General features: G+C 40.8%; 18 protein-coding genes and 1 pseudogene. 11 read left to right on the top strand and 8 right to left on the bottom strand.

Annotation, left to right across the window (positions count from 1 at the left end):
- Nucleotides 1-100 precede the first annotated feature (100 nt).
- Both MHZ95_RS05110 and MHZ95_RS05105 read left to right on the top strand, forming a co-directional pair.
- On the top strand, nucleotides 101-667 hold the full coding sequence (locus MHZ95_RS05110; protein WP_239389446.1) for an RNA polymerase sigma factor: 567 nt from the start codon (nucleotides 101-103) through the stop codon (nucleotides 665-667).
- Complete coding sequence (locus tag MHZ95_RS05105; protein ID WP_239389445.1) at nucleotides 645-2,291, top strand: DUF4179 domain-containing protein; 1,647 nt, start codon at nucleotides 645-647, stop codon at nucleotides 2,289-2,291. The genes MHZ95_RS05110 and MHZ95_RS05105 overlap by 23 nt, the downstream gene beginning before the upstream one ends.
- An 80-nt stretch (nucleotides 2,292-2,371) precedes the next feature.
- Here MHZ95_RS05105 and MHZ95_RS05100 read toward each other — a convergent pair whose 3' ends face one another.
- Complete coding sequence (locus tag MHZ95_RS05100) at nucleotides 2,372-3,271, bottom strand: LysR family transcriptional regulator (RefSeq protein WP_239389444.1); 900 nt, start codon at nucleotides 3,269-3,271, stop codon at nucleotides 2,372-2,374.
- 119 nt (nucleotides 3,272-3,390) lie between these two features.
- On the opposite strand from MHZ95_RS05100, the gene MHZ95_RS05095 reads away from it, so the two are divergent.
- Complete coding sequence (locus MHZ95_RS05095; protein WP_239389443.1) at nucleotides 3,391-3,936, top strand: flavodoxin family protein; 546 nt, start codon at nucleotides 3,391-3,393, stop codon at nucleotides 3,934-3,936.
- Between the two features lie 376 nt (nucleotides 3,937-4,312).
- Nucleotides 4,313-4,477, top strand: a complete 165-nt coding sequence (locus MHZ95_RS05090; RefSeq protein ID WP_239389442.1) for a hypothetical protein — start codon at nucleotides 4,313-4,315, stop codon at nucleotides 4,475-4,477.
- A 331-nt stretch (nucleotides 4,478-4,808) separates the two neighbouring features.
- On the opposite strand, the gene MHZ95_RS05085 is transcribed toward MHZ95_RS05090, so the two are convergent.
- Complete coding sequence (locus tag MHZ95_RS05085) at nucleotides 4,809-5,432, bottom strand: LysE family translocator (protein WP_239389441.1); 624 nt, start codon at nucleotides 5,430-5,432, stop codon at nucleotides 4,809-4,811.
- A 298-nt stretch (nucleotides 5,433-5,730) separates the two neighbouring features.
- Between MHZ95_RS05085 and MHZ95_RS05080 the strand changes: the two genes are divergently transcribed.
- The 4 genes and pseudogenes from MHZ95_RS05080 to MHZ95_RS05065 all read left to right on the top strand — a co-directional run.
- Nucleotides 5,731-6,129, top strand: coding sequence for a VOC family protein (locus MHZ95_RS05080; RefSeq protein WP_239389440.1), 399 nt, complete (start codon nucleotides 5,731-5,733; stop codon nucleotides 6,127-6,129).
- A 42-nt stretch (nucleotides 6,130-6,171) separates the two neighbouring features.
- On the top strand, nucleotides 6,172-6,753 hold the full coding sequence (locus MHZ95_RS05075) for a DUF4256 domain-containing protein (protein ID WP_239389439.1): 582 nt from the start codon (nucleotides 6,172-6,174) through the stop codon (nucleotides 6,751-6,753).
- 811 nt (nucleotides 6,754-7,564) lie between these two features.
- Complete coding sequence (locus MHZ95_RS05070; protein ID WP_239389438.1) at nucleotides 7,565-8,752, top strand: RNA-guided endonuclease InsQ/TnpB family protein; 1,188 nt, start codon at nucleotides 7,565-7,567, stop codon at nucleotides 8,750-8,752.
- Nucleotides 8,753-8,928: 176 nt separating this feature from the next.
- Nucleotides 8,929-9,609, top strand: a pseudogene (locus tag MHZ95_RS05065) (NAD(P)-binding domain-containing protein); the annotation flags it as partial.
- A gap of 126 nt (nucleotides 9,610-9,735) precedes the next feature.
- Here MHZ95_RS05065 and MHZ95_RS05060 read toward each other — a convergent pair.
- Together MHZ95_RS05060 and MHZ95_RS05055 are read right to left on the bottom strand one after the other, a co-directional pair.
- Nucleotides 9,736-10,944, bottom strand: a complete 1,209-nt coding sequence (locus tag MHZ95_RS05060) for a YhgE/Pip domain-containing protein (protein WP_239389437.1) — start codon at nucleotides 10,942-10,944, stop codon at nucleotides 9,736-9,738.
- Between the two features lie 178 nt (nucleotides 10,945-11,122).
- Nucleotides 11,123-12,337: an MFS transporter gene (locus MHZ95_RS05055; RefSeq protein ID WP_239389436.1), complete on the bottom strand. Its 1,215-nt coding sequence runs from the start codon at nucleotides 12,335-12,337 to the stop codon at nucleotides 11,123-11,125.
- 143 nt (nucleotides 12,338-12,480) lie between these two features.
- Here MHZ95_RS05055 and MHZ95_RS05050 point away from each other — a divergent pair, with 143 nt between their 5' ends.
- Together MHZ95_RS05050 and adhP are read left to right on the top strand one after the other, a co-directional pair.
- Nucleotides 12,481-13,038 carry a helix-turn-helix domain-containing protein gene (locus tag MHZ95_RS05050; protein WP_239389435.1) on the top strand — a complete coding sequence of 186 codons (558 nt, stop codon included), beginning with the start codon at nucleotides 12,481-12,483 and terminating at the stop codon, nucleotides 13,036-13,038.
- 317 nt (nucleotides 13,039-13,355) lie between these two features.
- A complete protein-coding gene (gene adhP / locus MHZ95_RS05045; RefSeq protein ID WP_239389568.1) occupies nucleotides 13,356-14,366 on the top strand; it encodes an alcohol dehydrogenase AdhP in 1,011 nt (336 codons plus the stop codon).
- 119 nt (nucleotides 14,367-14,485) lie between these two features.
- On the opposite strand, the gene MHZ95_RS05040 is transcribed toward adhP, so the two are convergent.
- The 4 genes from MHZ95_RS05040 to MHZ95_RS05025 form a co-directional block, all read right to left on the bottom strand.
- Nucleotides 14,486-15,907 carry a sigma-54-dependent transcriptional regulator gene (locus tag MHZ95_RS05040; RefSeq protein WP_239389434.1) on the bottom strand — a complete coding sequence of 474 codons (1,422 nt, stop codon included), beginning with the start codon at nucleotides 15,905-15,907 and terminating at the stop codon, nucleotides 14,486-14,488.
- A 4-nt stretch (nucleotides 15,908-15,911) separates the two neighbouring features.
- Complete coding sequence (locus MHZ95_RS05035) at nucleotides 15,912-17,546, bottom strand: GAF domain-containing sensor histidine kinase (protein WP_239389433.1); 1,635 nt, start codon at nucleotides 17,544-17,546, stop codon at nucleotides 15,912-15,914.
- An 8-nt stretch (nucleotides 17,547-17,554) separates the two neighbouring features.
- Nucleotides 17,555-18,697, bottom strand: coding sequence for an iron-containing alcohol dehydrogenase (locus tag MHZ95_RS05030; protein WP_239389432.1), 1,143 nt, complete (start codon nucleotides 18,695-18,697; stop codon nucleotides 17,555-17,557).
- 274 nt (nucleotides 18,698-18,971) lie between these two features.
- Nucleotides 18,972-20,327: a D-serine ammonia-lyase gene (locus MHZ95_RS05025; protein ID WP_239389431.1), complete on the bottom strand. Its 1,356-nt coding sequence runs from the start codon at nucleotides 20,325-20,327 to the stop codon at nucleotides 18,972-18,974.
- A gap of 149 nt (nucleotides 20,328-20,476) precedes the next feature.
- On the opposite strand from MHZ95_RS05025, the gene MHZ95_RS05020 reads away from it, so the two are divergent.
- On the top strand, nucleotides 20,477-21,022 hold the full coding sequence (locus MHZ95_RS05020) for a helix-turn-helix domain-containing protein (RefSeq protein WP_239389430.1): 546 nt from the start codon (nucleotides 20,477-20,479) through the stop codon (nucleotides 21,020-21,022).

Below are 21,022 nucleotides of genomic sequence, written 5' to 3'. Positions count from 1 at the left end.
TTTTCCTAAAAAGTGAAATGATTCGATGCTTCAACCCGTTATACTGGGTGAAGTACCTAAACGAGACATGCGCATGATCGTTTGAGGGAGGAGGTTTACGATGCAAGACGAACAGCAGTGGATCAAAGAAGTGCTAGCGGGAAACAAGCAAAGCTATGGACATATTATTAATAAATACAAGAATCCATTATATGCAACGATATTGCGTATGACGAAAAATCCGCATGATGCCCAAGACCTAGTACAGGAGGCTTTTATCAAAGTCTATGAACAACTTGGAAAATACGATCAGACAGGCTCATTTTCGAGTTGGTTGTATCGGGTGGCCATCAATCATTGTATGGATGAATTTCGTAAGAAGCGCTATAAAATGAAGCAGATTGAAATAGAGGAAGGAACGATGATCAGCGCAGATACACCGGAACTGCTCTTCTTTAAAAATGAGGAGAGTAGAAGACTGGAACGGTTGATTGCAACGCTACCGGAAGACGAACGCGTCATCATTTTATTGCGTTATGTCAATGAACTCAGTTATCAAGAAATCGGAGATATCGTGGATGTTTCACTAGCCACTGTCCGCAATAAACTCCATCGGGCCAAGAAGAAATTGAGAGAGATTGTTAAACGTGAAGGAGGGAATTTTCATGAAGTGTCCGACTGTAGATGAACTTTCAAAATATGTAGATGATCGACAAGCCTATAAGGATATCGCGAACCATGTGAAAAGTTGTACGGAATGCCAGCGTGTTGTCGCGGCTTTTGAAAGTGAGCAGCATTTTATCAAAGAAACTTTACAAACCCCGACATTGCCAGATGATTTCACTGCTATGGTTCTGGATCAGCTGGAGCCTTATGAACAGAAGATGCAATGGAAAAAGAGCAAGCCTTGGAAACGAATTCTCTTATCGGCAGCGGGAGTCGTACTGGCGCTTGGGGTCAGTGCTACACTGAATCCAAGTTTTGCCGAGTGGATCGGAGGCATGTTTTCACCAGAACAAGCAGATTCCAATGCCGCGATTGTCGATGATGGGTTACGAATGGCAACGGAGGCCGGTTTAGCGGAACGTGTCAATCTGGAAGTTCAAGATAATGGCATTACCTTCAAGGTAGAAGATGTTGTCATCGATTCTTCGCGCGTGGCATTATCGTTTCAAGTGCTCAATCAGAAGGGTAAGCCTCAAGATACGCAGCTGAATTTAATTGATTCTGGCAATAAAATTACAGTCATTGATCAAAATGGAGAGCGATTCGATCAGATGGGCACAGGCTGGCAGGAAAATAGCGACTATGGCATCGTTGAAATTCCGATAGGGAAACAGCCTGCATTGGAAAAGGTGACAGTAAATTTTGACCTAGTCGAATTGAATGGCATAAAAGGGAACTGGGCTTTAGAGGTTCCAATTGATGTGACGAAACATAAAAATTTAACAAAGATTGTTCAAATAGAGGATGCTTCAACAAGCCATCACGGTGTGACAATCGATATGAAAGAAATCCGATTTGCCCCTTCGACTACTGAATTGACGTATGAAACAGGTTTTACAAAAGAAGAGCAAGCGCGTGTCTGGAACGAGATTCAACAGCTGGAAGCGCAAATCGGTGGGAAAAGCGTTAAAGATGAACTGGCTCTTCGAAAATACGGAACGGCTTTAGAGTACCATATCGAAAATGAAGATAAGAAAACGATTTACCGGAATATTCATGGAACCCTATTGTATGAGGAAAGACAGCCAGGTGATTTAATACGAACTCAAGGTTCAGGTAATGAGGGAACACAACTTGGGCAAGTGATATGGAACCAAACATTCATCCCGCAAAAAGGGAATCCCAAAAATACATTGGTATTGGATGGAGTGTATAAAACAGTCCCTTCTGATTTCTCTGTCAGCTTCAAACCGAAAGAATTGAAAAGAAATCCCGTGTCATTTGAATATGAAGGGAATTTTATCACAATCAAAAAAGCAAAGAAACAAGGAGAGTATTCGTTACGAAAAGCGCTCATTCCAGTTGAGAGAGAATCGGTCTTTACGATTAAAATGGAAGGAGGCATGGAAGAAACCGCTTCTGATCTTGACACTTGGATTTTAACGGATGGCAAAGGGAATTCCTATCCAACCTATGGAAACGAGAATATCCTTTTCGAAAAAGACAAAAATGGACGTTATAAGACTTCCGTTGATCTCAAAGTATATGACTTGAAAGAAGTACCGGAAGAACTGACCTTGCATCTCGTCTCCGTGACGCGTTATGAAGAAGTCAAGGAGAGATGGGAAGTACCTTTATACGAATAATGCAAACGAAATCAGCCATTTCATATAGATGGCTGATTTCTCGTTTTGATATGCAGAAATACGAAGATACGGGGTTATTGTTAGGCATTTTTATTATGGAAACTTCTTTGAGTCAGTTCGATAAAATCTTCCAAAGGCGGAGTCATCCATTTATCCTTATGCCAAGCAATATGTGTGAAAATAGGGGGAATATCACTCTTCCAATTTAATTCCGCCATAGCTCCCGTTTTTATATCTTGTTTGACAACCATTGTCGGCAATGCCGCAATTCCTAATCCCGAAATTACACATTGCTTGATCGCTTCGATACTGCCAAATTCAAACTTATTGACCGGGTAAACCTTTGCTGCATGACAAGAATTTTCGAGGAGTGTGCGGTAGGAGCAACCCGTTTCGGTTAATAGCAGTGTTTCATGCTCAATATCTTTCAGATGCACCTCTGATTTCGAAGCTAATGGATGGTTTGAAGCAGCCACCAACTTAATATCTTCTTGTATTAACGGTTTGATTGTCAAAGCCTCTTCAGATTTTGTTATATCCATAATGAAGGCAATATCAAGCGTACCATTCATCAGTTCCTTTCTAGCTAACTCATCAGAATGGGCGGGTTTAAACAATAGTTTTACGTTCGGGTATTGATCTTTAAATTCTTTTAATATGGTGGGGAGCCTATACGTACATTGACTCTCTTGTGCGCCAATGACAAGTGTTCCAAAGGGTTCTTTATTTCCACTGATGGCCATTTTTGCTTCTTCATTGAGTTTAATGATTTTTTCTGCATATAGTTTAAACTCTTTTCCTGCCTCTGTCAGTGTTAGGCGTTTACCTAAACGTTCAAATAACGGTTTTTCGAGCTCTTCTTCCAATGCTTTTATTTGAGCTGTCACACTGGATTGAGCAAAGTTCAATATGCTGGCTGTTTTGGTGAAGTTAAGCGTTTCAGCGGCCGTTTTGAAAGTGATTAGTTGTTTATTATCCATATTCGCTTCTCTCCTTAATCGGAAATATCGATTGAATCAAACGGAATAATCAGTTTTACTGCTTTGTATATGTAGTCTACACTATTAATTGTAAACAATCAAAAAAGGAGTGGAAGATTATGAGTATTGCAGTTATTTATGGAGGTACCCGTCCAAACGGGAATACAGAGACGTTAACAAAACATGCCATTAAGAATCTAGATGTAGATTCAATTCATCTAAACGAATTCCATATTAAACCGATCGAAGATATGCGCCACGATGAAGCCGGTTTTCAAGACGTCGGTGATGATTATGACACCCTCATCTCTCGAGTAATGCAACATGATATCCTCCTGTTTTCTACACCGGTTTATTGGTACAGCATGTCAGGTACAATGAAGAACTTTATTGATCGATGGTCCCAAACGATGAGAGAGCCTCAATACAAAGACTTCCGAAAAAGAATGTCTGAGAAAAAAGCCTATGTAGTTGCTGTAGGAGGAGATTCCCCTTATCTAAAAGGATTGCCGCTCATTCAGCAATTCAATTACATCTTTGACTTTGTCGGTCTCCCTTTTGAAGGCTATATTATCGGAGAAGGGAATAGACCAGGGGATATATATCAAGACAAAAAGGCTTTTTATGCGGCTGAACAATTACGTGAAACACTGAATTCTTTGTAGCTTTCTTTTTACGCTGTTTTTGTCAATCAATGAACACGATACATTATGGATTCGCTATTCTGTAAAAAAGAAGTGAAACGACAATGGAGAAACCTTTTTTCTGATCACCGCATGAACCTTTGATAGGCCAAGCCTTTCAAGGGTTTTTGCATATTTTATGATGAGGTCAATGATTTCTTGAAAAAGTGAACTGGAATGGCGGCACTGTATCATAAAGTTATTGAGAAATAGAGGAATTTAGCGTCCGGCGACGAAATAATCAGATAATGAATAGGGAAAATCGAAGGGAACTTTTATAAAGGATTGTCGCATCGGTATTTTTTTAAACGATTTGAAGAGGATTTTGCGAACACTTCATTTGGAATGGAGGAGAGGAATGTTGGTGGCAGCTTACCAAATGTTTTTGATTTTGTTAATCGTTGTTTTTGGAATGATATCAATTGGATTGAAAGAAGAAGAGCATTGCAAAATAAAAAATCATTTTGCACAATTAAGTGGCATCGGGATAGTAGGCTTGCTTGCAACATTTTGGCTGACATGAAATGAGGCGTATCTAACAGCGCTGCGTGGATTTTACTCGTGGAGAATACTTGTGCATTACACAATTAAGGAACTGCTTTGAATTGTGTCCGAATCGTACCATGCGCAGGAATGTTTTTTTTTCATCGGAGGGCAAAAGAGTAATTTGCTCATCTGGTTGCTGAATTGTCTGGTTTAGGGAAGCTACTGCATATAAGGGCGTGAGTACATTTCATCTTATACAGATGAAATTCTCAGACTTTCCTATGGATGATGCGCAGTTAGAAGGAAAAACATCTGAAGTGTTTGCAAATAAAGAGTAGTCAAAGACTACTCTTTGAATGAAAAGATTCTTATTTTTGGCTGAAAGCGATTTTTAGACCTATAACCGTGAACAGAGTCCCTTGCACCATGTTAATCTTTTTAGATAAGGATGTATTTTTACGCAGGAAATAACCAACTTTCCCAGCGAATATACTGATTAAAGTGAAAATAACTAAAGTTTGGATCAGAAATAGGAATCCATAGACAAGCATTTGAATGGAGACATTACCATTTTCAAAATTAATAAACTGAGGGAAGAAAGCCAGGAAAAACAAGGAAACTTTTGGATTTAACAGATTCATGATAATTCCTTTTTTGTATAAGGATTTGTAGTCTAAAGAATCCGCGTTATCCAGGTCAAAAGCCGATGTTTTTTCTCTAAACGACTTATAAGCCAAGAACAACAAGTATGCGGCCCCTGCATATTTGACGATTGTAAATGCTAGGCTTGATTGATAAATAATTGCTGAAATGCCGATGGTCGCAGCTGCAATGTGAACGAGTAATCCTGTACATAGCCCAAGAGTCGTAAAAATCCCTGCATTTTTCCCTTTTGCTATACTTTGTGCTAAGGTAAACAAGTTATCGGGTCCTGGCACAAGGGTAAGAACGATTGCCGCGCCCAAAAAAGAGATAACAGTTAGCAGTTCCACATTAAATCCCCCCACTTTTTTGAAAACTCATTATAACATAATTGTAGAAGTGGTATATCAAAAACTTAGAACTAAACGGTTTTAAAACGATGACATTAAATTATCATGTAAATCGTTATCGAACGTTGTTCAATTGGAAAAACTCTTGCATAAGGCTTATTCGACGTTTCAGAAGGGGTGAGGGCAGCCGTGCTTTCATCGCTAAATGGCTACTGTTATCGTATAATAACCGGAGGGGATCCCCATTTCTCCTTTTGGAGGCAAGCTTGAAACAATTGACTGGAAGGAGTTGGAAATAATGAAAAAGGTTACCCCGTTTTTAATGTTTCAAGACGGCAAGGCAGAAGAAGCGATGAATTATTACACGTCCCTAATTGAGGACTCAGAAATTAAGAGCATTAATCGCTATGGTTCGAATGATGGTGGTAAAGAAGGAACCGTGATGCATGCAACATTCTCCTTGAAGGGACAGGAATTTATGTGCATTGACAGTGTTATTAAACATGAGTTTACGTTTACCCCATCATTCTCCCTTTTTATCACTTGTGATTCTGAAGAGGAAATTGACAATCTGTATGAGAAGCTGAAAACTGACGGAGCAGAACTTATGCCGTTAGGGGATTATGGTTTCAGCAAAAAATTCGGCTGGATAAACGATCGGTTTGGCGTGTCTTGGCAACTCGATTTGCCAAACTAATGGATGATGATAGAAGGTAAATGAAATATGGAGGAAACGAATATGACAAAGGAAAATGAAATCAGTACTAACAAGGAGTTGCCACTTGAGCAACGAGAAGAATTACTTAGCGTATTGAAAGCTCGTTTTGAGAAATATATGAACCGACATGAAGGGCTTGAATGGACTCAAATTCAAGCGAAGTTGGAAGCAAATCCCGAAAAACTATGGTCGCTTAATGAAATGGAAACTACTGACGGTGAACCGGATGTTGTTGATTACGATGAAGAGAAGGACGAGTATATTTTTTATGATTGTTCAGCGGAAAGTCCTAAAGGACGCAGAAGTGTTTGCTATGACCGCGAAGCGCTGGAGTCAAGGAAAAAACATAAACCGGAAAATAGTGTGATGGATATGGCGACTGCTATGGGCATTGAACTTTTAACAGAAGAACAATATCGGGCGTTGCAAAAGCTTGGGAATTTCGATATGAAAACATCGAGTTGGGTGCAAACCCCTGACGCTATTCGAAAACTCGGAGGGGCTCTTTTTTGCGATCGTCGCTACGATCATGTCTTTTTGTATCATAACGGTGCGGATTCCTACTATGCTGCCAGAGGTTTCCGCGGCTCGCTAAGGGTTTGAAGCCAATTATTATAGAGCCTGCTTTTGAACAGTTTTGTCAAAAGCAGGCTCAGTTTTTTTTGCGCTATAAGCTATTATGATCAAACATTATTTTTCTCGTTCCATTCCTTGATAAAATGCATCATCTTATGAACGGAAGGTGTTTGCAAATGTTTTGCCGAATACAAAATCCCAACTTGTCTGGAAAAATGATCTTCCAAGTCCTTTATCACTAAACCGTCAGCACATCGATTCAATAGTAACTGAGGTATTTATTTAGGCGCTATTACTTTATTTTCGATCATGACGTTGGTTAATATTCATTTACAAATGAAAAATATGGACTTGATGGATTTTCGGATTACACAAAAAAGTGCCATCACCGGTGCATTTGGCGCGGTTATATTAGTCGGTACAATCTTTATATTGACGAATTGGTTGAAACCTTTACATGCTGTCCTTTGTGCAGTGGTCATTTATATCATCTATATGATAGGTTGTAAGTTCCTTCTTTCTTAACAAAAACAACAACTTGATGCTAATAAATAGCAGCTATCAGATTTTCTGACAGCTGCTATTTATTATTATTCATTCATAATGAAAGGATTGAATGGAAGAGGTTTCTGTGAAATAGTGGAGAAATATCTAATTAGAGGAAGAAATGAGGCTATCTTTAACAACTTAGGGCAGAAGTCTCCCACCTCGACACGAAGCGTAGGTGGGAGATGAATGCTTGCCCTTCTATTTTTATCACCACGACAAGAACGTACGTTTCGTTAAATGGGATTCGTGGTATAATAAAGTATACGACTACCTAATTGGAGGGTTGACAATGATTCGTTGTATGAAGACATCGTTCCGGGCAAGCAAGGAAACGATTGACCGATTATTCGAGTGCAACCGGGTTTCGGGTGAAGTTTGGAATCGTTGTTTGGAGCTTGCGAAAGAAACCCATTTGAAAACAGGAAAATGGATTACCAAAAGTGCGTTACAGAAAGGCACGAAAGGGATTTTTCCGATTCATTCCCAATCTGTACAAGCCGTTTGCCATAAGTATCTATTTGCACGTGATGCGGCAAGAAAAGCAAGAAAAGCTGGGCATCCAAATAAATATCCGTACAAACGAAAAAATCATTTCAATACGAAGTGGGCGAACAACGGCTTCAAGGTCTTTGAAAATGGCAAAGTCCAATTATCGATGGGAAAACTTGAAGGGAAGCTACAAGCGCCACTCATTCTCTGGATCAAAGAGTTGCCCAAAGGTCAAATCAAAGAAATCGAACTAATTTTTAACCGACAACTTATGCTAGCCATCGCTTATGAAGACGGTCAAAAAGTAAAAGAAAACACCTTTGCAAACCGCTCGGCAATTGACGTCGGAGAAATCCATACCATTGCGGCAGTTGCGGAGAATGGTGAAAATATCATGATTACCGGTCGTAAAATCCGCTCCATTCACCGGTTGCGTAATAAAAAGCTGGCAGAACTCCAGCGGAAAATGAGTAAATGCACAAAAGGCTCCAAGCAGTGGAAAAGATATAACCGAGCGAAACGCTATGTGCTCTCGAAAAGTGATAAACAACTCCAAGATGCCCTGCATAAAACAACGAAACAATTTGTTGATTGGTGTATCGAAATTGAAGTCAAAGAAGTTGCATTTGGTGATGTGGACGGCGTTCAACGCAACACATCTCGCCGTAAAAAGAAAAAGGTCCGACGAAGAACGACGAACCAAAAGCTATCCAATTGGTCTTTTGGAAAAGTCTATGCCTATCTGACCTATAAACTGGAAGCGGAAGGCATGAAAATCGACAAACACGATGAAAGCGATACAACGCGGCAATGCCCTTGCTGCCCGAAGAAACGCAAAGTCTCTTCTAGAATCTATACATGTCCTTGCGGTTATACGAATCATCGCGATCTTCACGGGGCATCCAATTTCTTCGCAAAAACCTTTTACGACGAAATCAGAGAACTCGATTTCAGCCTAAAGCCTACAAAGTATCTACGGATTGCCTAAGGGCAGGAAGTAGTAGATGGTCTGTTCCGACCCTGCTTATCTTCGGATAAGTTGTTCCCTACTGTAGTGAATGAAACCGACTCCTACGAATTCTCGTAAAAAGAACGTGTCACCCACATTCTTTGTTGGAGCATTTTCATTCATTTGGTAGGAAACCTCCACTTCAAAAACGGAACGTTTTAAGTGGGGGAGGTTCATCAATGACTAGAACGGGTGCGATATCAGGTGTAGCAACGAAATATTTATCGCGCGGTGATTCAAAAAAATTATGTGTTATCAGAACAGGAGAACAAGCAAAAGGTCTTGTTGAAACGATACTAGCTGTTCGAGACATTGAAGAGATTCTTCTTTATAACAGAACTGAACAGAAAGCAGTTGAATTTGCTGAATCTATTAGAAGTGATTTTGGTAAACGCGTACAAATATATTCAGATTCAAATGAAGCAGTACGTAAAGCAGACATTATTGTTACGACAACAAACTCATCAACACCGGTATTTACTGAAGCGTTAAAACCTGGCGTTCATGTTAATGCAGTAGGATCATTTAGACCTACGATGCAAGAGGTGCCGTCCAATGCCATTTCTTTAGCGGACAAAGTAGTGGTTGAATCAGGTGAAGCGGCTCTGGAAGAAACAGGTGATTTATTAGTTCCCATAAAAGAAGGAATTTTTAAGGCAAATGATATCTATGGAGAACTTGGACAAATTGTAAAGGGAGAACGAAACGGAAGAGAAAGTAACGAAGAAATTACTCTATTTAAATCAGTAGGACTAGCAGTTGTAGACATTGTAGTTGCAAAGTATTTTTACGAAAAAGCTATTAAAAATAAAGTTGGGACTCATATTAATCTTTAAGAGAATAATATTTTGCCACCCTAAAAGTATGCTGACAGAGCTTTGTTGAAAAGTAATTTGTTTGCAGAAATCGAAAAAGCCGATTCCAACAAGGAAATCGGTTTTTTGATGCTATAAAATACCTCTTCACCTTTTAGCGAGTTCTTGACGATGAACACGGTATGCGACAACTAGGCAGATACCAAAGAAAATAACAAAGTAAACGAGAATGATGAATAAAGCGACCCCAAGACCAGCCTGTATTCTTCCGTTGTAATAAAGCATCACCCTCAAGCCGTCGACCATATAGCGTGCGGGTAAGAAATTGCTGAAAAAGTGATGGATGAATGGCAATGTTGCAATCGGAACGGCTCCTCCACTGGAGAAGATGCCCAAGATATTAATCGGGAACATGACTAACATTCCCCATTTTCCTAAAAATAGTGAAATCATTTTAAACTGGAAATGCATCGTTAAGCAACACAAAAATGTAAATAAGAAAATGAGCCAGATGCTCGTCGAATGGGAGCTCCCGAAAACACCAAATATAGCAATTTGCAATACCGCAGCTACAAGTGCCGATAATAGTACACCTAATAACATACTAGTGCTCATGACGTCCGTTTTACGTAAAGGATAGCCGTTACTTTTAATACCCGCGCTACTAGTTTTTAAATAGCCATTGATCATATTTACACCCATGATGCCAGAAATAGAAGTGATGAGAACAATCATAAAAGGGGTCATCCCATTATTTGTACGTTCGGGAAGTCCTAATGCATTTGTCAACGTGTATTGTATCGGATTGGCTAACAAGATTGCGTTTTGTGGTGATAGTTGGCTATTGTTATGGATTAATTCTTCTTTTAAATGGCCACTAATCGTGGTAGAAGCGGTCGTTACGAGCGTTTCCAGTGCATTTGTCGCAATCATTGTTGTTGTACGGCCTCCACCTTCATTAATGAGTAATTCTAAATGAGCAGGCTTCACTTCCGTTTTACCTGTTATCAGGGCATCACGTAATTCAATAATTTCTTTGGAATAATCCGTTGGAATAACCAAGGCACCGTATGCTTGGTTATTTTTCAATTCTTGTATAGCGGCTTCCTTATTCGCTGCCACTTTCCAGCTAAATGTATGTCCATCTTGTTTTTTTATCAAATGATCAGCAATTTCTTTACCTGTAATGAAAGAAGAAACGCCTTCATCTTCATCTACAATAATGAGAGGGAAATCAGTCAAGCGGGGGCTTGTACTGCCAAAAACAGGTAGGTAAATACTAATCATACATAGCATAAGGATGGCAATGATCCAAATAGGTGTCCAGGTAGACGGTATTTTCAATAACTTTTTCAAGGCATCATTCCTCCTCGCATCGCTAGGTTATCCTTTGAAATATGCCCAAACTTGTATATGAATAAACGATAAACGCTTAAGAACGTGCTGTAGAAGGAATCTGCTTTTTATAACCGAGGAAGTCGAATTAACGAGAAGTCCTAATTTGAAACAGATAAAAGAAATGGAATGATTTCTTTTATCTGTTTTCTTGTACACCAGGTGTAAGGAGATCGAACTCCCGCTTTTTCCTAACTTTTGACGACAAGAATATGAGGAGCAATAAAATAAACAGTAATACGATAAATGCATCGTTATAGGTATTGGTAACATCTTTTACGACGCCCACAATCATGGGAATTACACCACTAATGAGGTAACCACGAAATTGAATCATCGCAGTCCATTGGCTGGCATCAATTGCGGTAGTAGTCTCGTCTAAAGGGAGGATCATAGCTAATGGAAATAATCCACCAGCGCCGATTCCCATTAAAACAGCCGCAATGATCGGTGAAAAGCCTCCAGTGAGTAATAAGATAATCCCAATGATAGAACAAGAAGCTGAGAGAATAAGCCAAGGCTTTCGATTCACGCTTTTATTGATTAAAATGGGGATGATTAGACTACAAATCATCTGCATGATGGAAAAAATAGTAACGACGGTTGCTGCATATCCGGCATTAAAACCAATTTCTTGTACTTTTGGAGCTAACCATGTTGCAAGAGAATAGTATACGCCAGATTGAAGCCCGAAAATGATCATAAGTAGCCAAGCATATCGATTTTTCCAAGGCAAATGCGTTTTTGGATTGACAGATTCCCCTGTTTCATTTTTCTTTTGAGTAGATCGCTTAAGGATTGGAAGCCATGCGATGATCCCGATGACTGCCAATAAGGCCCATATTGCTAAAGCAACGTTCCATGAATGATGGAATGTATGCATGACTGGAACGACCAATCCAGCACTTAAGGAAGCCCCGATCCCCATGCCGGCCGAATAAACTCCAATCATAGAAGATGTCGCTTTAGGAAAATGATTTTTAATATAGCCAGAGATAAGTGGACCTGTAATGGCAATTCCAATTCCGGCAAATACAGCTGTCAATAATAACAACAGAGGAAAGGTCGCAACGAGGCGCAAAGCTGTGGATACCCCAATGACTAAAACCGATATTGCAATCGTCATCTCACGTCCCCATCGTTTACTCAGCGTTCCAGCAATAGGGGCAAAAATGCCCATACAAAAAACAGGAAGGGCAGTAAGTAAACTAATCGAGACGCTGGACATATGCAAATCCGCTTGAATACTTTTTAAAACGGGTGAGATTGACGTAATCGATGCCCGCAAGTTCATGGATATAATAAATAAAGCAAAGATACTCCAAATCAGATATAGATTTTTTGATTTTTTCATTATTGCAAACACTCCTTTTTGTATAGCATGAAGATTTTTTGGTATACTATAGTTAACTTTTTCAACTTATTATAAACTATGGTTAACTATTTTGTTTACTATAATATACTTTAGAGGTGTGGTCAATAGAAAGGTGTGGCAATATGAGTGAGGAAAACATTGACTTATCAAGTCAAGTAGGTAAGAACTTAAGAGAAATTCGAAAAAGCAAAAGGATTAGCATTGAAGAATTGGCGAGTGTAAGCGACATTAGTAAACTAACATTAGGAAAAATTGAAAGAGGGGAGGCAAACCCGACACTTAATATTCTTTGGAAAGTAGCCAGAGGGTTAAATATACCCCTCGCCTCTTTAGTAGATTTCCAAGAAGAGAGCGAAATATACCGATTTGAAACCAATCATCATTTTGCAGGGCAACATAATGATTGGTTTATCACGCCATTATGTAAAGCGTTTGGTAGTGTTGAATGGCATCGGGCGTGTATCGAACCAAATAGTGAGTACAGTGAATATCATTTAGCGGGTTCTGAAGAAATTGTCCTTGTCTTAAATGGTCAGTTAGAAATGGAAGTAGGGGGCAAAAACCATCAATTAAACAAGTGGGATGTTTTAAGATTTAAAGGCGAGGAACTCCACACGTATAGAAATTGTTCTGACGAAAGAGTTTATTTAATGTTGTCTTTAACCTATGCGACTCCGTAAATCGAATGAGAAACTTCAACTGTTACTATTGGTATTGCTTGTCTTTTTGGAAATTATTAAGTCAAAGAAACAAAACCAGACTTTGGATTCTCTTCGTTAGCGCTATCACTGAGCCATTTTGGAGGCAGAATCAGCCGAGTATTCGGCTGATTCTGCCGCTTTTTCGGTCGGTTTTTAGAAAAACAGGTGATGATTGCTTGAATCCCACTTCGGCATGCTTCTTGCAAAATATAAATGCGAATGACATAAACCTAAGGGAGGAATGTTTTATGAAGTCAGCAATTGAAGGCAAGGTCAAAGAAAAAGAGGGACTTTTCATGAAAGCAGCCGTGGTTAGTGAATTCAAGAAAGGGCTAGACGTACAAGAGGTGCCGAAACCGAAACCAGGTCCAGGTCAGGCACTTGTTAAAATTGAAGCATGCGGTGTTTGTCATACAGATTTGCATGCGGCACATGGCGATTGGCCAGTAAAACCGAAGTTACCGCTTATCCCGGGTCATGAAGGTGTCGGTGTTGTGGAAGAGATTGGCGAAGGGGTTACCGCAGTGAAAGTGGGGGACCGTGTCGGAATTCCATGGCTCTATTCGGCGTGCGGAGAATGTGATTATTGTTTGAGTGGGAAAGAAACACTTTGTCTTGATCAAGAGAATGGGGGGTATTCCGTTGACGGAGCATATGCGGAATATTGTCTGGCGGCCGCGGATTATGTAGCGAAAATTCCGGATGGTTTAAGTTCAGTGGATGCGGCTCCGATTTTATGTGCGGGAGTAACAACGTATAAAGCACTTAAAGTGTCGGGGGCAAAACCAGGTGACTGGGTAGCGATTTATGGAATTGGTGGATTGGGGCATGTTGCGCTTCAGTACGCAAAAGCGATGGGCTTCAATGTTGTTGCTGTCGATATTGCCGATGAAAAGCTCACGCTTGCAAAGGAACTGGGAGCTGATGAAACAGTGAATGGGTTAAAAGAAGATCCAGTTGAAGCAATTCAGTCACGTCTCGGTGGCGTGCAGGCGTCGATTAGTGTTGCAGTCACCAAGAAAGCGTTTGAACAAGCATATGAATCGGTTAAGAGGGGCGGTACGCTTGTCGTTGTCGGGTTGCCAAACGATGAGTTGCCAATTCCGATTTTCAATACTGTATTGAACGGCGTTACTGTAAAAGGATCTATTGTGGGTACGCGGATCGATATGAAAGAAGCACTTGATTTTGCAGCACGCGGCAAAGTAAAAGCGCAGATTGAAACGGCGCCACTTTCCGAGATTAACAATATTTTCGGCAAAATGGAGCAAGGAAAGATTAACGGACGAATTGTCTTGGAGTTTTGATAGATTGCTCGATAAATGGCAGTAAGGACGAAAGCGTTCTATTTTTATACAAAGACCGGGAAGCCGATGGTAGCTTTCCGGTCGTTTTTCATTGTCTAAGCAGTAGCTCTGTGCTTTTCTTATGTTTCGTTTAAATAATAGCGGATTTTCCGCGTTGAAATGCCCAATTTTTCAGCAGCTTTTCTGCGGTTACCGGCCGTTTCTTGAAGCGTTTTTTGAATAACTGCCGTAGCGGTCCGCTTTTCCATCTTTTTCATGGAATCAATGAGTTCGTCAAGATGATGGTCTTCTTGTCCATGGTAAACATGCAGGACTTTTTCGGAAAAACGCATCCATTCATCGGGGAAGTGAACAGCTTCTATTGAAGTTTTTTCTGATAAGGATTGGTTTTGAACCCCTGTTATTTTTGCGGGCAATTGGTTTGGTGTAATGATCGCTCCGTCAGTTGACAGGGCAGTAATTTGGCGAATCATGTTTGCTAATTCTCGCATATTTCCCGGCCAATCATATTGCTTCATCAGTTCGATTGATTCTGGCGAAAATGTCATGTTTTCACCAGATCGTCTTAAAAAAGAGTCGACGAATAAGGGGATGTCCGCACGGCGTTCACGCAATGGTGGAATGACGAGTCGTATGACATCTAACCGGTAATATAAATCTTCCCGGAATGTCCCACGCTGAACAGCTTCTGCAAGATTGACATGGGAGGCGGCGACAATACGGGCAGATGTGCGTTGTGAAGTTGTCCCACCTATTTTCCTGAATTCCCCTGTTTCGAGTACCCGTAGCAGTTTTACTTGTGTAGAAAGGGAAGCTTCAGCGATTTCGTCCAAGAAAAGGGTGCCCGAAGAGGAGGCTTCAAAATACCCGACCCTCTCCGTTGAAGCGCCAGTGAAAGCCCCTTTCACATGGCCGAAAAGTTCACTTTCAAGGAGTGATTCGGGTAGCGCTCCGCAGTTAAGGGCCACACTGGGACCGGATCGGTTACTTGCGGCATGAAGAAACTTTGCTAGCACTTCCTTGCCTGTTCCTGTTTCCCCTTGAATGAGCACGGTAATCTGTTTCGGTGCAATTTTAAAGGCAAGTTCGTACAACTGGTGCATAGAGGGGCTTGTGCCAAGAAAGCAACCGACGTCACGTGCGATTCGTTCATAATCGGCTTCTTCAATCGTTCCGCTTTGTAGTTCACCTAGTAAACGATCAACCAATTGGTCAATGGTGTCAATGTCTTCAAACGGCTTTTCGATAAAATCAGCAGCGCCATATTTCATGGCATCTACTGCTATTTTCACTGTACTGTAGCCGGTCATGATGACACACGGGCAGGCCGGCACTTTTGCTTTCAGCGCTTTTAAAATATCAATTCCGTTTCTGTCCGGTAGGCGCACATCGATAAATGCAAGTTTGAAGGAAGATAACTGGAGCTGATCAAAATCATGTCCGGTCGTTACTTGTGTTGTTTTGAAGCCTTTTAGTTGAAGTAACCGTGACAAAAATCGACCGAGTTCCATTTCGTCTTCGACAATCAAAATATGTCTCATCGTTTCACAACCCTCCATGAGATAGTGGGATCTTTAAGATAAATGTCGTTTCATCAAGCTGGCTCGTCTCAACGAACAGTGTACCTCCATGCGCTTTCGCAATCCCGAAGCTGACGGATAATCCAAGTCCGGTGCCGCGATCGGTATCCTTTGTTGTGAAAAAGGGATGGAAGATATCGTCCAGTATGCCCTGTGCGATGCCTGACCCGTTATCTGTTACACATAAAAGGGCAGAACTATCTGTTGTTTTTGTTTGGATCCGAATTTTTTTGGGAACTACTTGTTGTTCTTCAAGTGCATCTTTTGCATTCATCAATAGGTTGACAGCCACTTGACTTAACTGTTGCAAATTACCGCTCAAAGTTGGGAGGCTGGAATCAAGAACAATGTCGATTGAAATCTGCTGTTTTTCAATTTGCTGGCGGGTTAAATGAAGTGCCTCGCTGACGGCTTCATTCAAAGAACAAGGTTTAAATGAAAAATCATCTTGGCGGGAAAAGGCTAACAGACTGCGGATAATCGTCCGGCAACGTTTACCACAGCGATCGATATCTTCGAGTAGTGGCTTCATTTCTACGTTATTTGATTGGGTTCTAAGCAATAACTGAGAATTGCCAATGATGGCTGTTAGCGGGTTGTTTAGTTCATGTGCCACACCAGCCGCCATCTCCCCGATAGCGGCAAGTTGTCCGGAATGCATCAGTTGCACTTCCATTTGACGTTTTTCGGTTACGTTTTTACGGTATAAGATGACAGCGTCAATGGATGCATCCATTCCCAAAAGTGGGTACCAAGAACAGTCATAAATTTTATTTTCATGATGAAGTTCAGCAGAGTAGGGCCTTTTCGTTTCAATCGTTTTCTGAAAAGGATCTTCTCCGGAACGGGTAGCTTTTGCGATAGCCGTTCGTATGTTCTGACCGACTTCAAGCGGCCAGTCCAACTGAACAGCGTCGTTTCTAGATACAACCGTGCCATCGGGAGCGATAATCAAAATGGCATCCGAGACTGCCCGAAATGTTTCTTCCCACCGTTGTTTTCCAGCCAGTACCTCACTAAAGAGACGTGAATTTTCCACGCAAACGGCAACCTGATCGGCTAGATTGAAGAAGAAAGCTAGATCTTCTTCGATGCACTGGAAATGGGTACGACTACCAAGTGACAACACGCCAATCGTTTTTCCATTACTCTTCAATGGGAACAAATGGACAGAGGCTAGTCCCAGCCGCTGAAAACCTTCTTTTTCAAAAAATGACACACTGTTGTCGTCGTGGTAAACCGTATGGTGGCCGAGTGTTAAAACGTCATGATAAAGCGAGTTGTTTTTGGGGAAACGGGTGCCTCTTGCAAGATACATGTCGCTCTCCGGGTACACATAGCTTAGGACAAGTTCGTGATCATTCTCAAGCGCTGTGCTTACACGGTCAATCGGATACACACTTTTTAATTTTAAAAGCATGTTTTGCAACATATCCGATACCGAAAAATTTGAGGTAAAACTGCTCATTACTTCATTGATAATTTCAAGCTGACTATTTTTCTTTTTCAATTCATCGACTGTCGTTTTCAGTTCTGAATAATAATTTCGCTTGGATGATTGGACGCCTGTCAATAAATCGATCATTTCATGTCTTTCCAAAATATCACCTACAAAGCCCGCCGGAGAAGAAGGGTGACTTCTTCCGCGGAAATATCTCGTGGATTTGTAATCATGCAGGCGTCTAGTAAGGCAATTTCACTAATCGCAGGAATAGCCGATTCCTCAAAACCCATTTCTGAGAGTGTAAGGGGCGCACCGATATCAACCGCAAGTTTGCGGACATGATGAATTGCCTTTTCACTGGCCGCTACCGTACAGAGCGTTCGAACATCTTCACCCATCAATTCAGCCATTTCTTTAAACTTTACAGGTGCCGCCAATGCATTGAACTCCATGACATGTGGAAGGAGGACCGCGTTGATATCTCCGTGTAAAAATGGATAGCGACCACCAATCGTATGGGCCATCGCGTGCACGGCACCAAGGATGGCATTGGAAAAGGCAAGTCCGGCATGAAGGCTCGCCATCGCCATCATTTCTTTTGCTTCCTTATTGTATCGGGAAGCAACGGATGGACGTAAAAATTGAGTAGATAGTTTCAATGCATTTTTGGCGTGAACATCCGTTAGCGGAGTAGCAGCTACACTGACAAATGATTCAATTGCATGTGTTAACACATCGAGTCCTGTGGAAGCCGTTAGTCGGGCACTCTTTGTGGCAAGTACGTCGGGATCGATAATCGCGATATCGGGTACGAGAGACTTTGAAACAATTGTCATCTTTATTTGCCGTTCTGTATCAACAATAATGGAAAATTGTGAAACCTCAGAACCTGAACCTGCTGTTGTAGACACCATGACAAGTGGGGGAAGCGGTTTTGAAATCCGATCCACACCTTCGTAATCACGGAGATGGCCTCCATTCGTTGCAAGAATGGCCGCGGCTTTAGCCGTATCAATGGCACTGCCGCCACCGATTCCGATTAGCGCATCACATTCATGTTCGAGATAGCGCTGCGCACATTCCTCCGCTTCCGACGCTGTAGGGTTAATACTGACATTGGCATAAATAATTGATGAAAGTCCTGCTTCCCGACAGCTTTTTTCGGCATACGTAGCCCAACCTGCATCGATCACTCCTTTGTCCGTAACAATCAACACATTTCGAGCACCCAGACGAGCACAGCTTTCACCGACTTGATGGATTGAACCACTTCCAAAAATCACTTCAGGCATGACAAATTTAAACATCCCAGCACACCACCTTCATTAACAGTTATTTCAACTATTGTAACACTCTCTATCTTGAAAAAACATGATATCTAGTAAGTTATTACCGCATGACCATTCAAGAAAATCGCATCGTTTTACAGAAGAATATGCGTAATATGAGTTCGGTGAAGCAATGAGCGCCGCTGATTTCTTTTACTGTTCTTTTTTGTCATATACATTTCCCGATTGTAAGTATTGACCTCTGAATTTGTATAAAAAGACACGGGCTAATTCGCCCCGTGTGTCATCATTTTTATTTCTCTAACGCTAATTTCATTCCCTTTTGATAATATTCGTTCATCATCTCTTCGGGAACCATGCTTCCGCCAGTTCCCCAAACAATATGTGTACCCTTATTCATTTTTTCTGTTAAATGATGCTTCAGTAAGTAATCGGTTCCTTCTTTACATAATTTACTTGGTCCAATCATGCCCGCCAGTGCGGAAGGTTCTAAACGGATGCTCTCTGTATCGACTAATCCCTTTAGCAGCTTATACAATTGTTCATCGCTAACCGTGTAATTCCCACTTAAAAATGGTTCCATGGTTTTCCCTACAAATCCAGATGGTCTTCCCACAGCGAGCCCATCCGCGTCTGTCACATTATCAATACCGAAATCTTGTACAGCAATTTCATCATGAAGACCCGTCATCAAGCCGAGTAACATACATGGAGAGTGGGTAGGTTCCGCAAAGAAACAATGCACATTGTCCTGGAATAATAACTTCAAGCCGAAAGCGACGCCACCAGGACCACCACCTACTCCGCATGGAAGGTAAATAAACAAAGGGTGATCGTTATCGATTGTGATCTCTAATTCTTCTAGTTGTTTTTTTAATCGGGATGCTGCTACTGCGTATCCTAAAAATAAATCATGGGAATTTTCATCATCCACAAAATAGCATGTAGGATCTTTTTTCGCTTGCATCCGACCTTCCTCTACCGCTTTACTATAATCCGCTTCATATTCAACGACTTTGACATTTTTGCTTCGGAGCAAATCTTTTTTCCATTGTTTTGCATCAGCTGACATATGAACGGTTACATTAAAACCGAGCTTGGCACTCATGATGCCTATACTAAGCCCTAAATTACCGGTTGAGCCTACCGCGATGGAATATTGGGAGAAGAAAGTACGAAACTTGTCACTATCGAAAATTGAATAATCCTCCTGAATCGTTAACAACTGATGTTGAAAAGCGAGTGATTCAGCATGTTTAAGGATTTCATAAATGCCACCTCTTGCTTTAATAGATCCCGATATAGGAAGGTGACTATCGCACTTTAGCAATAGTTCGCCTACTAGAGGTTGTTGAGAATCTTGTTCCAAGAATTGCTTCATGGAAGGGATTCTCACCAAAGGAGATTCAATAAGACCGTTCATTTCTTTTGTTTCAGGAAAGACCTTGGCGATATAAGGAGCGAAACGCTTCAACCTTTCCTCCGCATCTTTTACGTCTTCTTGAGTGAGAGGGGATTTGTCCATCCCACTTTGGAATTTTTCAATATGGGGATTGATCCAAAATACTTCCTTCAATGAAATGAGCTCGTTTAAAAGTGGGTGTTGATCTTTCCACGCTTGTATATCTTTACCTTCAAATTCCTTCATCTGTCTGATCCTCCTAATATCTTTGTGATAAGTGACATGTTAAAATACGATTTAACAACATTAAATTTATTTTAACACACAAGCTCTTTCGTGTTAATTTAAATTTAATTTATTTAATATTAATTAATAATCCGAGGGGAGCTATGATTATGGAAAACATAGATATTGGTAATAAAGTTAAAAAGTATAGGGAAGCTAAAGGGTGGAGTAGTAGGGAATTAGCAAAGCAAGCCGACATTACACCTTCAATGTTAAGTCAAATTGAACGAGGTTTGGCGAATCCTTCCATCCAAACCTTAAAGATTTTAGCTAAAACGCTTGACGTTCCAACTTTCAGTTTTTTTCTCGAAGAAGTGAATACGGGCGATTTAATCGTAAGGTCAGGTCAACGTAAGAAAATGATCATTGGTAATCTGTCTTATGAGTTACTGTCATCTGATTTTACGGGGAATCTGGCCACTGCGATTATGAACGTTCCTCCGAATACTTCTTCATCAGAAAAGCTACTAGAACATAAAGGAGAAGAAGTCGCTTTTATTGTAGAGGGGAAAATTAAAGTCTATTTGGGCGAAGAAGAATATCTATTGGAAGCGGGTGATAGCGTGAAAATACCAGCAAATTTGAAACATAAATGGGAAAACAATTTTACACAACAGGCAGTTGTATTATTTTCAGTTACCCCACCTGTATTTTAA

This window comes from Sporosarcina sp. ACRSM (assembly GCF_022346545.1).
In the GTDB taxonomy this organism is placed as follows: Bacteria; Bacillota; Bacilli; order Bacillales_A; family Planococcaceae; genus Sporosarcina.
This window is presented reverse-complemented; position numbering and strand designations above follow the sequence as displayed.

Excerpts from the sequence above, each read along its gene's own strand:
- MHZ95_RS05110 (WP_239389446.1), top strand. The coding sequence starts at position 101 with ATGCAAGACGAACAGCAGTGGATCAAAGAAGTGCTAGCGGGAAACAAG.
- MHZ95_RS05105 (WP_239389445.1), top strand. The coding sequence starts at position 645 with ATGAAGTGTCCGACTGTAGATGAACTTTCAAAATATGTAGATGATCGA.
- MHZ95_RS05100 (WP_239389444.1), bottom strand. The coding sequence starts at position 3,271 with ATGGATAATAAACAACTAATCACTTTCAAAACGGCCGCTGAAACGCTT.
- MHZ95_RS05095 (WP_239389443.1), top strand. The coding sequence starts at position 3,391 with ATGAGTATTGCAGTTATTTATGGAGGTACCCGTCCAAACGGGAATACA.
- MHZ95_RS05090 (WP_239389442.1), top strand. The coding sequence starts at position 4,313 with ATGTTGGTGGCAGCTTACCAAATGTTTTTGATTTTGTTAATCGTTGTT.
- MHZ95_RS05080 (WP_239389440.1), top strand. The coding sequence starts at position 5,731 with ATGAAAAAGGTTACCCCGTTTTTAATGTTTCAAGACGGCAAGGCAGAA.
- MHZ95_RS05075 (WP_239389439.1), top strand. The coding sequence starts at position 6,172 with ATGACAAAGGAAAATGAAATCAGTACTAACAAGGAGTTGCCACTTGAG.
- MHZ95_RS05070 (WP_239389438.1), top strand. The coding sequence starts at position 7,565 with ATGATTCGTTGTATGAAGACATCGTTCCGGGCAAGCAAGGAAACGATT.
- MHZ95_RS05055 (WP_239389436.1), bottom strand. The coding sequence starts at position 12,337 with ATGAAAAAATCAAAAAATCTATATCTGATTTGGAGTATCTTTGCTTTA.
- MHZ95_RS05050 (WP_239389435.1), top strand. The coding sequence starts at position 12,481 with ATGAGTGAGGAAAACATTGACTTATCAAGTCAAGTAGGTAAGAACTTA.
- adhP (WP_239389568.1), top strand. The coding sequence starts at position 13,356 with ATGAAAGCAGCCGTGGTTAGTGAATTCAAGAAAGGGCTAGACGTACAA.
- MHZ95_RS05040 (WP_239389434.1), bottom strand. The coding sequence starts at position 15,907 with ATGAGACATATTTTGATTGTCGAAGACGAAATGGAACTCGGTCGATTT.
- MHZ95_RS05030 (WP_239389432.1), bottom strand. The coding sequence starts at position 18,697 with ATGTTTAAATTTGTCATGCCTGAAGTGATTTTTGGAAGTGGTTCAATC.
- MHZ95_RS05025 (WP_239389431.1), bottom strand. The coding sequence starts at position 20,327 with ATGAAGGAATTTGAAGGTAAAGATATACAAGCGTGGAAAGATCAACAC.
- MHZ95_RS05020 (WP_239389430.1), top strand. The coding sequence starts at position 20,477 with ATGGAAAACATAGATATTGGTAATAAAGTTAAAAAGTATAGGGAAGCT.